The following is a 9376-nucleotide window of genomic DNA, read 5'->3' on the forward strand; positions in this document are numbered from 1 at the left end:
TCAACTCGGCCTTCGGCCGTCCCGTACGTGACACACAGCAACCCTACCAATATGAATAGAATTCCCGACTCAGAAGACTAGCGGGCAACGCCGTTGCTGGACACGGCTACATCGACGTCGTCAGCCAACCCCCTGCCTGAACAGAAGGCCATCTTTCAGACAGTCCCGCTCCTGGAGGTGCACCCCGCACGACCCCGGCCGTATCGAAGCCGGGCTTGGAGCCGCCTTCACCTTGACCGTCGCGCTCCCCTGACATCCGGTGATGCCGCCCGCGCCGCTACGCGCGAGGCGCCGGATGCGCGATCAGAGCGTCGGCCACCTCGGCGTCCATGATGAGCAGGCCGACGAGGCCGCTGCGCAGTGCGGCGCCGACGGCGGGTGCGCGGCGTGCGGCGGCGATCGCGACCACTTCGCGGGCGTCACGCAGCCGCTGCAGCGGGACCACGGTGCAGCGGTCGGTGAGTTCGGTGGCGACGGTATGGCCAGTGGCATCGACGAGGTGGCTGGCGAACTCGGCGACGGCACCGCACCGGGTGGCGGCGTCCCGGTCACCGACGCTCAGGGCCCGGGCATCGTGGAGGTTGGAGTCGCCGGGCTGCCAGGCACCGACGGTGATCAGGGCGACGGTGAGCCGGTCGGGGCGGGCAAAGGTCTTTGCCAGGGCGGCCGGGCGCGTAGGGCCTCGGGCTTCGGCACGGCCTACGAGGCACTGCGCCGCGCGGACGTCTCCGGCGCGGACACCGTACTGATCACCGGCCTTGGACCGGTGGGCCTGACCGCCGGACCGCTCGCCCGTGCGCTCGGCGCCTCGCTGGTCGTCGGAACGGACGTCAACGCCGAACGCCGCCAGCAGGCACGCGAAGTTGGGAGCGGTCCACCACGCCGTGCAGGCCGACGAACTGGCCGCATTTCTCGGCGACGGCGCCCACGTCGCCGTCGACAGCTCGGGCAACGGCGTCGGCCAGCTTACGGCCGTCCGCCACACCCGCCGCTGGGGCCACACGGTCATGGGCGGCGAGGGCGGCCCCTGCCCCTGCACGTCTCCCACAACCTCGTCCACCGCCAGATCACCCTCATCGACTCCTGGGTCACCTCCGTGCACCGCATGCGCGAACTCCTCGAAAACCTCGACCGCTGGGGCGTACACCCCGAGTGCGTCGTCACCGACCGCTACCCGCTGACCGACGTCGAGACCGCCTACAAGACCGCGGACCAGGGCAAAGGCGGCAAGGTCGCCATCGTTACCGAAGAGGTCACCGCATGACGGTCGCGGCGCACCTACTGGACCGGCCCGGGCTGCCACGCCCCCTGCTCGCTGGCTACGTCACCGTCCTCCTCTTCATGATCGGCGACGGCGTCGAGTCCACGGCGGCGCCGTCGGCTCCTGGTGCATCCGCGAATCGCATGGCACCCGCCCCCTCGTCGCGCGGGGACGCCCGGCGCGCGCCGAACTCACCGCCGGCGTCACGGTGTTGGTCCGCCATCCCCGCTTGGCCGTCACTGCGGTCGTCCGCGTCATCAACAAGGCCCCGTACTCCGGGTTCTTCGTCTTCTTCCCGTTCCACTTCGAGAACCGGATCGGCCGGACGACCTCCGAGTGCCTGATGGTCGTGATCGCGATGGGCCTGGTCGGAATCCTGGGCAACCCCTCCCTCGGCCAACTCGGCGACATCCTCGGCTGGCGCCGCACCATGGCCTGGATCGGCGGCGTGGGAAGCGCACTTGCCGCCCTGGCCTTCTACTACGTCCCGCAGTTCTTCCCCGGCACTGTATGGGCGACCTGCACACTCGCCATTGTGTACGGCTCGACGCTGGCGGGCTACATCTCACTCTCGGCGATGATGACGTCCATGACCCCCGCCCGAGAGAAGGGCAACGCGATGGCCACCTCCAGCCTCGCCACCTGCCTGTGCGTATTCCGTCGGGCCCGCCGCCTACAGCCGCCGCTCCACGCCCTGGACCGCATAGGCGGCCAGCTTGGTGAACGCGCCGCGGCTGCTACTGCTGTGCAGGGTGCCCATCGAGCCGTCGTTGCCCTGGCTCATGGCGTTGCACATCGGGATCACCTCGGGCCCGCGCACCTCGCCGACGATCACCCGGTCCGGGGACATCCGCAGGGCCCAGCGCACCAGTTCCGCCTGGCTGACGGTCCCTCGGCCCTCGACGTTGGCCTCACGGGCCTGCATCGCCACCACGTCGGGGTGTGCCACCCGGTCGGCGTCGAGCCCGAGCTCGAAGGTGTCCTCGATCGTGATCAGCCGTTCCCACGGGGGGATCTCGCTGGCCAGGGCACGGAGCATCGTGGTCTTCCCGATGGCCGTCCCGCCGGTGACCAGGATGTTCTTCCGGGCGCGGACCGCAGCCCGGAGGAAGGTCTCCAGCCCTTGGTCGATCGTTTCCATCTGACGCAGGTCAGCGAGGCGGACCTTCTCGAAACGGTGCCGTCGAATCGAGAGCGACGGACGGGCGGTGACCGCCATCACGGCGAAGGCCCGCTCCCCGCCGGGGAGGTGGAAGGACACCCCGGGAGTGCCCCGGTCGAAGCGGCGCTCCTCCATTCCGGAGCGGGCGGCCAGGCTGCGGATGAGCTCGATGAGCTCGGCGTCCGAGCCGGTCACCGCGGGAAGCTGCTCACGGCGGCCGTCCGCGTAGCGGACGAAGACCGCGGTGCCATTCACATTGATGTTCTCGATCCGCGGGTTGCGCAGCAGCGGCTCCAACCCGGCCATACCGAACAGCTCGTCCAGGACCTGGGTGATGACGTGCTGCTCGGTTTCGGGAGCGACGACTCCTCCGCCGTGACTCAGCCGAGCACGGGCATGCTCCTCGGCAGCCTCGATCAAGACCGCTTCGGCTCGGGTGCGGCGCTCACCTGCCGTCGTGGGTGGCCGACCCGCTGCGTCATCCGCCCGGGCCATCTCCGCCAGGCGGGTCGAGAGCATCTGCCGTAGCCGACGCCGCAGTTGCTCCGCCGGAAAGTCCGTGGGCAAGCCGACGCCGGTCAAGTCGGCAGGTCCGGGCAGCGCCGGCTGCGGCCTGTGCCGCCGCTCCGTGTCGTGACCGTGTTCGCCGATGACGCCGAAGGCGGGCAGCGCCGTGTACTGCTTGGGGTGGCTCACCGCTCCACCCCGCTCCGAGACGTCGACGCTGGGGCGGGTGTGTCCCGCCACCACACCGGTGGATCAATATCCGGGGGTGGAGGCGCGAGCCGGTATGCGTACGGTCCACGATGAGCGTCGGGCTCGCCCCGGGCATGCCAGCTCACGAGAGCGGCCAGGTCGGCCACCGCCCGCCCCACTGCCGAGCGCACCGGAGCCGTGCTCCGACCGGGCCGTCCGTTGCACGCCGCGGCCCCCTTGGCGTCCTCGGGAATGCGCCCCAGCACCTCGGTGCCCAACTCCCGGGCCACCTCCGCTGTCGGGTAGCCGTCGCCGACCAGGACGAAGCATGTCTTCCGGGACCAGCGCGCGGCTTCCTCCAGCCGGACAGCGATATGCGACAAGGAGTCGTCACACGCACGAGCCAGGAGCAGCGTGACGTCCGCTGCCCGCATCACGGGCAGTGCCGCCGAGTCCGGGTCGGCTCTGCCGCAGTCGGCGATCACCACCGTGCCGACCCGGTTCGCGGCCTCGCGAAGCACCGGCACCGGGGACCCGGCCAGTGCGCCCAGCGCCGCTCGTGCCTGGGTGGCACCGACCGGTCCCGCGACCACCGGCAGTCCCCCGGGAAGCCGCTGCGTGTGCTGCCACACCAGGCCCGGCTCCGCCGTGCGCCGCGACGCAGCCGCCAGGCTCACCAGCCCCGGGGACATGGCAAGTCGCCAGCGGGCCAGGAGGTCGCCCCCGGCCGGGTCGACTTCGACCACGACGGGATGTTCTGCCTCGGGCCAGCGCGCGCCCAGCGCCACGCACGCGGTGGTCACTCCCGGCGAGCCCTTCACGCTGCACACCGCCACCAGCGTCATGACCCACCACCGGAGACCGTGACCACGCGGAGCTGCCCCTCGGGCACGGCCGCCATGTGCCGGGCGTCGTCGGTCCCCGTCTGCAAGGAGACCACCGTCGTCTGGCCGTTGTCCTTCAACTGGATGTCGCTGACAGTCGCGCTCCACGACAGGGAGGACGAGGCGGTGGAGGAGCCGCCGCTCGACGAGCCCTCGCTCGCGGCGACCACGACCACCACCCGGCTTCCCCTCTCCAGACTGGAGGGGAACTGCCCCGGCTTCAGCCCCACTGCGGCCACCGCCTGCCCTGCGGGAGGTATCCGGGCGCCACCGACAGCGTCCTTGGTCAGGACCGCACCTGCCGGGAGGGAGTAGGCGAGTCGGCGACCTTCCACCTGCGGGAGGGAACTGGCGGGGATCGGCTCCAGGCCGCTGTCGGTCGCCATGCTCACCTGGCGCACGTCCCGCGCGGCCAGCTCCTGGCCGACGCTGACGGCGCGCGCCGCCACCAGCACCGCTTCCCGGTCGTCCAGGTGCGCTCCGACTACCACTCCGGCGGTCGCACAGCTCAGCACCAGCACGGCGCCAAGCGCCAAGTAGGGCAGTTGTCGGCGTCGACGCATCGCCGTCAACCGCGCCGGCACCTCTTTCTCGCCACGCCCCTCCCTGCGGCCCCTCGGCGGCGGTGAACCGCTCGATAACGGGGTGGGGCCGGCGTGCGTGGAGGCACGGGTTCTCATCAACAGCCACCTCCTGGCGCAGGAGTTCTCGCCACCGTGCGCGAAGGCGCGGTGGTCAGGATCAAGGTCGGGTTGTCGGCTCTCTTCCCTCGTCAGGAGAAAGGCCGTGCTCAACCGCCGTGGGTATTGAGCGCTTGGCTCTCCGCGACGCGGAAGGCGGTCGTCGAGTCCGTCGTCAGCCCCGGAAAGGTCCCCGACTGGCCGGCTCCGGACCAGGTGACCGACCAGCGCACCGTTGCCGACACTGGGTAGACGTCGTGCGGCTGCCCGGCTGAAGAGGAGCGGTAGGTGTGGCCGCAGTCCGGTGACGAACTCTTCGGGTTCACCGCCTTCTCGGTCTTCGTGGCCGACCGGTAGGGCGTGCCCGGGCCCTTGCAGGTGAGCGTGCTGCCGTCGCCCATCGACCAGCCCACAGAGGTGGGCCGGGCCACGGCGGTCACCGACACCCCCGGCACCGACGCCGTCGACGACTGCGCGTGCCAGCCCTCGCGCCCCAGCCACAGCCACGTCGGAAGGCCCACCAGTTGCTCTGCGGCAGGGCTCGCCTTGATGCTCGGCGACGGCAACCTCAACTGATCGCGCGCCTGCTCAGCCAGAGCGGCGGGAGAAACCTGAGGGTCGGCCCCGTCGCCCTGCGGAGCATCGGGGAGCCAGATCGGCGGCCGGTAGTACGCATCACGCACCCCGTCCACCTCACACTTGTACACGTACCAGGCCCCCTCCGTGCTCGGCTCGGGAGCAGTCGGCCGCGCCGCCGATCCCTGGCCCTTTAAGAACTCCTAACAGAATGCTTTCAGGCGACAGTGACTGTCGAGCAGCAGTTCGCCTAGGGAGTCGCGATGGTACGGCGAGGGCTGAGCGAGCGGGTTCGTCCTGGACACTGGCCCGGATCGGCTGGGCGATCGTTGGTACGGGTCTGACCCTGGCCGCACACAGCGAACGGCTCGGCATCACGAGTTGGGAGTCCTGGCACCGTCCTGCGCTGGACACGCCGGGATGTCACTTGTCCACACGTCGCTTGTCGTAGTGACAGCGGGCGGCTTCGACCGCGTCGAGGTGGCCGACGGCCCATTCCAGTACGGCGTGCACAGGGGACCGAAGGGTCCGGCCCAGGGCGGTGATGCGGTATTCGATCGCCACCGGCTCCGTAGACACGACCGCTCGCTCGACCATGCCGTTGCGCTCCAGTCGTCGCAGGCATGCGGTCAGTGACTTCGGGGTGACAGCGGGCATGTGTTGCCGGAGTTCGTTGAAGCGTCGGGGACGGTCGCACAATGCGGCCAGCACCAGCAAGGACCACTTGTCGAAGAGTTGGTCGAGCAACTGCCGGCCGTCGCCGTTGAGCTCCACTTCGGGCACGTCGGTCTCCCTCGCGATACCTGATTTCGTTGAAGTATATCCGTACTACTAGATATACATCAGATACCTAATGACCTGACAGCGGAACGGGAATCATGACTGACGCATACCCGACCCTCAAGATCTCTCTCACCAGCGGCGTGGCGCACGTCCTGATCGACAACCCGCCCATCAATCTGCTCGATGCCGCCCTGATGACGGACCTGGACCGCTTCGCGGACACCATGTCCGGCGACCACGACATCCGGGTGATCGTTTTTGACAGCGCGGACCCGGACTTCTTCGTCGCGCACGGCGACATGACGACCGCCGACGACCCCGCGGCGTTCGTTGCCCTCCCCGTCGCACCCGAACAAGACCAGTCCCTCAACCCGATGATGCGGCTCCACGAACGCATCCGGTCGCTGCCGCAGATCACCATCGCCAAGCTGCGCGGACTGGCACGCGGCGGCGGTGCGGAACTGCTGTCCGCGATGGACATGCGGTTCGCATCGCTCGAGCGCGCCGGAATGGCCCAGATGGAGTGCCGACTGGGAATCATCCCGGGCGCGGGAGGCACTGCATACCTGCCCGGCCTCGTGGGTCGCGCACGCGCCCTGGAGATCATCCTTGGCGGGCAGCTGATCGATGCCGAGACCGCAGAACGGATCGGATGGGTGAACCGGGCCGTGCCTGACACCGAGCTCGACCACGTCGTCGACACCCTCGCCGCCCGCATCGCCGCTCTGCCGCCCGGCGTCGCCCGCGCCGCGACCGAAGCGGTCAACACTGCGGTCGAGTCGACCAGCGACGGCCTGAGGAAGGCCAACGAGCTCCTCAGCGGACTCTTCAGTGAGCCCGCTGCAACCCGCCTTGCCAAGGCTGCACTGGCCGCCGGCGCGCACACCCGCGACGGAGAGCGCCACCTTGAGGCTCTCGTCGACGACATCACCTGAGAACTCCTACCGGGATGCCTTCAGGCGTCGCCAGCAGATGAGTGCGCATCCCAGGGCGAGGAAGGCTTCGTGGATGTCGTCACGTATCTCCCAGCGGATCCGCAGGCGACGGAACCAGTGCAGGTGGGCAAACGCGCGCTCCACGACCCAGCGTGGGGCGCCCAGACCGGAGCCGTGCTCGGTACCCCGGCGGGCGATCAGCGGCTTCACGCCGAGGCCCCAGACGAGTCGGCGGTACTTGTCGTGATCATAGCCGCGGTCTCCCAGCACCACGTCGGGGCGGCGCCGGGGCTGGCCGCGCTTGCCGCGCACGGGCGGAACGGCCTGGAGGAGTGGGATGAGTTGGGTGACGTCGTTGCGGTTGCCGCCGGTCAAGGTTGCGGCGAGCGGGATGCCCGTGGCGTCCGCGATCAGGTGATGCTTGCTGCCCGTCCTGCCCCGGTCGACGGGACTTCGTCCCGTCTTGGCTCCCCCTTTAACGCCCGGATGTGGGAGCCGTCGACCGCAGCACGGGAGAAGTCCAGGGCGTTCGCGCCGCGGAGTTCGGCCAGGAGGACTCCGTGGAGCCGGGACCACACCCCGACCTCGGTCCACTCGGCCAGACGGCGCCAGCAGGTCATGCCCGACCCGAAGCCGAGCTCCTGCGGCAGGTGTTCCCAGGCGATCCCGGTGTGCAGCACAAACAGGATGCCCTGGAACACCAGCCGGTCCGGATGCCGCCTGCGTCCCGGATGACGGGCCCGACGCTCAACCCTGGGCAACAGCGGCTCGACCACCACCCACAACTCGTCATCAACTTCCCACGGCTTCGGCCGAGCCACCCCACACCCCCGGATCATCAGCCCCGGAGTGATCCAACCACCGCAAAGATCATTTCGTTAGGAGTTCTAATAGGACTCCGTTAGGTCTTTCGGTTCGGCCTGTTCCTGGGCATGTTGGGTGGGTGGACGCATATGAGGTGAACCGTGTCCGGGCGAAGCTGGCGTTATACGTGGCTGATGTGTTCGCGTCGGTGCGGCGCAAGGACCAGCGGGCCAAGGGCGACTGCTACCTGCGGGGACTGATGCTGGACGGCCGCCGCAAGTCGATCCAGGCCATGGCCGCTCGGCTGCCGGACGGCAACGAACAGAACCTCCAGCAGTTCGTGAACCAGTCCACCTGGGACCCGGTCTCGGTGCAGCATCGGATCTGCGAACGCATGCTGCCGCTCATCGCCCCGACGGCCTGGGTGATCGACGACGTGTCGCTGCCCAAGGACGGAAGAATGTCGGTCGCCGTGGCCCCGCAGTACTGCGGGGCCCTGGGTAAACGCGCCAACTGCCAGGTCGCGGTCAGCGTCCACGCCGCCAGTGACACCGCCTCCTGCCCGCTGCAGTGGCGGCTGTTCCTGCCTCAGGAATGGGAAGCGGACAACGACCGCAGGACTGCCGCCCGCGTCCCGACCGAGGTCACACACCGCGAGAAGTGGCGGCTGGCCCTGGAGATGCTCGACACCCTGGCCGACTGGGGAATGAGCCCACCGCTCGTCGTGGCCGACGCCGCCTACGGCACCAACGCACACCTGCGGGCCGCCTTGACGGACCGCGGAATCGACTACGTGCTGGCCGTCCGCGCGGATGTGACCGCCCACCCCTTCGACGCGGAGCCCACAGCCCCGGACCGCAAAGGCTCCGTCGGCTGCTGGCCCCAGCCCCGCTACCGCCACCCGGCCCCCGCGGTGGCAGCCCTCGCCGCCGGCCTCGGTCAGGAGGCCTTCACCTCTCTCACCTGGCGGCAAGGCTCACGCGGCGAGTTGCATTCCCGCTTCGCCGCCGTACGCGTCCGCCCTGCCGGCAACGCCGTCGAACGGCCCATCCGGACCGCCGCCTCGGCCGCACAGGGCTGGTGGGACGCCATCCTGCCCGACTGCTGGCTGCTGGTCGAATGGCCCGAAGAGGCCGGGACTCCCACCGACTACTGGCTCTCCAGCCTGCCGGCCGACACCCCGACCGCCGACCTGGTCCGTCTGGCCAAGGTCCGCTGGCGCATCGAGCACGACTACCGCGAACTCAAGCACGGCCTGGGCCTGGACCACTTCGAAGGCCGGTCCTGGCCCGGCTGGCACCACCACGTCACCCTCGTGACCGCGGCCCACGCGTTTCTTACTGAACAGCGTCTCGCCCCAAAAGCACCTGGACCGCACTCACCCTCTACCAGACCCTCGACGCTCTCCAGGACATCCTGAGGTGCTGGACCGGCACCTGCACCACCTGCCACCAGCCCCTTCCCAGCAGGCCACACACAACACCGAGACCAAGACAGACCTAACGGAGTCCTACTACTGAGTTTTTCGTTAGTTCTGTGGGTGCAAGGGCGTCGGCGGTGTGAGGATGCTGGGGTGTCTTCCCAGTCGCAGGATG

The 9376-nt window shown here is 69.4% G+C and carries 10 protein-coding genes and 1 pseudogene; 4 read left to right on the forward strand and 7 right to left on the reverse strand.

The window, feature by feature from the left end; translation table 11 throughout:
* Positions 1–277 precede the first annotated feature (277 nt).
* Positions 278–1060: a sugar-binding domain-containing protein gene (locus ACYVOO_RS15225; RefSeq protein ID WP_461016195.1), complete on the reverse strand. Its 783-nt coding sequence runs from the start codon at positions 1058–1060 to the stop codon at positions 278–280.
* 45 nt (positions 1061–1105) lie between these two features.
* Between ACYVOO_RS15225 and ACYVOO_RS15230 the strand changes: the two genes are divergently transcribed.
* Together ACYVOO_RS15230 and ACYVOO_RS15235 are read left to right on the forward strand one after the other, a co-directional pair.
* A complete protein-coding gene (locus ACYVOO_RS15230; protein WP_461016196.1) occupies positions 1106–1264 on the forward strand; it encodes a hypothetical protein in 159 nt (52 codons plus the stop codon).
* 127 nt (positions 1265–1391) lie between these two features.
* Positions 1392–1898: pseudogene (locus tag ACYVOO_RS15235) on the forward strand (MFS transporter); the annotation flags it as partial.
* Between the two features lie 36 nt (positions 1899–1934).
* Here ACYVOO_RS15235 and ACYVOO_RS15240 read toward each other — a convergent pair.
* The 5 genes from ACYVOO_RS15240 to ACYVOO_RS15260 all read right to left on the reverse strand — a co-directional run bounded on the left by ACYVOO_RS15240 (position 1935) and on the right by ACYVOO_RS15260 (position 6042).
* Positions 1935–3119 carry a CpaF family protein gene (locus tag ACYVOO_RS15240; protein ID WP_461016197.1) on the reverse strand — a complete coding sequence of 395 codons (1185 nt, stop codon included), beginning with the start codon at positions 3117–3119 and terminating at the stop codon, positions 1935–1937.
* Positions 3116–3964 carry a hypothetical protein gene (locus ACYVOO_RS15245; protein WP_461016198.1) on the reverse strand — a complete coding sequence of 283 codons (849 nt, stop codon included), beginning with the start codon at positions 3962–3964 and terminating at the stop codon, positions 3116–3118. Before ACYVOO_RS15245 ends, ACYVOO_RS15240 begins: the two co-directional genes overlap by 4 nt.
* A complete protein-coding gene (locus tag ACYVOO_RS15250) occupies positions 3961–4566 on the reverse strand; it encodes an SAF domain-containing protein (RefSeq protein WP_461016204.1) in 606 nt (201 codons plus the stop codon). Before ACYVOO_RS15250 ends, ACYVOO_RS15245 begins: the two co-directional genes overlap by 4 nt.
* Before the next feature lie 227 nt (positions 4567–4793).
* On the reverse strand, positions 4794–5375 hold the full coding sequence (locus ACYVOO_RS15255) for a hypothetical protein (protein WP_461016199.1): 582 nt from the start codon (positions 5373–5375) through the stop codon (positions 4794–4796).
* A gap of 307 nt (positions 5376–5682) precedes the next feature.
* Positions 5683–6042, reverse strand: coding sequence for a winged helix-turn-helix transcriptional regulator (locus ACYVOO_RS15260; RefSeq protein WP_461016200.1), 360 nt, complete (start codon positions 6040–6042; stop codon positions 5683–5685).
* A 95-nt stretch (positions 6043–6137) separates the two neighbouring features.
* On the opposite strand from ACYVOO_RS15260, the gene ACYVOO_RS15265 reads away from it, so the two are divergent.
* Positions 6138–6977, forward strand: a complete 840-nt coding sequence (locus ACYVOO_RS15265) for an enoyl-CoA hydratase/isomerase family protein (RefSeq protein ID WP_461016201.1) — start codon at positions 6138–6140, stop codon at positions 6975–6977.
* A 6-nt stretch (positions 6978–6983) separates the two neighbouring features.
* Here ACYVOO_RS15265 and ACYVOO_RS15270 read toward each other — a convergent pair.
* A protein-coding gene (locus ACYVOO_RS15270) for an IS5 family transposase (RefSeq protein WP_461016202.1) occupies positions 6984–7816 on the reverse strand; the annotation gives its coding sequence in 2 pieces (ribosomal slippage) (positions 6984–7469 and positions 7472–7816; 831 coding nt in all).
* A 104-nt stretch (positions 7817–7920) separates the two neighbouring features.
* Here ACYVOO_RS15270 and ACYVOO_RS15275 point away from each other — a divergent pair.
* Positions 7921–9201, forward strand: a complete 1281-nt coding sequence (locus ACYVOO_RS15275; RefSeq protein ID WP_461016203.1) for an IS701 family transposase — start codon at positions 7921–7923, stop codon at positions 9199–9201.
* The last annotated feature ends 175 nt before the right edge of the window (positions 9202–9376 follow it).

This window comes from Streptomyces daliensis, from assembly GCF_054782395.1.